This window comes from Mesorhizobium sp. M7D.F.Ca.US.004.03.1.1 (genome assembly GCF_003998635.1).
Taxonomy (GTDB): Bacteria; Pseudomonadota; Alphaproteobacteria; order Rhizobiales; family Rhizobiaceae; genus Mesorhizobium; species Mesorhizobium loti.
On record NZ_RZQG01001561.1, the window covers coordinates 1 to 754 of the forward strand.

1 protein-coding gene and 1 pseudogene are annotated in these 754 nt (G+C 63.7%); both read left to right on the forward strand.

The window, feature by feature from the left end:
• Window positions 1-182, forward strand: a pseudogene (locus tag EN935_RS38695) (ABC transporter permease); the annotation flags it as partial.
• A 3-nt stretch (window positions 183-185) separates the two neighbouring features.
• On the forward strand, window positions 186-754 hold a 569-nt coding region (locus EN935_RS38700), incomplete at its 3' end, for an ATP-binding cassette domain-containing protein (protein WP_164771861.1).

A 754-nucleotide genomic window follows, 5' to 3' on the forward strand; every position in this document is an offset into this window, starting at 1 on the left:
CCGGCGGGCGCGGCACGATCATCGGCACCGTGCTCGGCATCCTGATCCTGCGCGTCATGCGCAACGGCATCGTGCTGATCGGCGTGCCCGGCCTTGCCTACAACATCTTCATCGGCGCGATCATCCTTGGCATGATGGCGCTGCATTCATGGCTGGAACGCCGGCATCAGGCGGGGACTTGAACCATGGCCGAGCCGCTGATCCGCATGCAGAACATCCGCAAGTCCTATGGCCGCGTGCAGGCGCTGGAGGATGCCAATTTCCACGTCAATGAACAGGAGATCGTCGGCCTGCTCGGCGACAATGGCGCCGGCAAGTCGACGCTGATCAAGGTGCTTTCGGGCGCTGTTCCGCTGACCAGCGGCGACATCTTCATCCGCGGCAAGAAGGTGAGCCTGCGCAGCACCAGCGACGCCATCGCCCACGGCATCGAGACGATCTACCAGGACTCGGCACTGGTCACGCAACTGTCGATCGCCCGCAATCTGTTCCTCGGGCGCGAACCGATCAAGCCACCGCGCTTCCTCAACCGGATGGACCAGGACGCGATGAACAATGTCGCCCGCGACCTGCTCAAGCAGGTCGGCATCTCGAAGAATATCCCGCCGACGACGCCAATCGGCTCGCTGTCAGGCGGCGAGCGCCAGGCAGTGGCGATCGCGCGCGCCATGCATTTCGACAGCGACCTGATCATCTTGGACGAGCCGACCAACAATCTCGGCGTCGCCGAGACGCAGGGCGTGCTGAGTTTCGT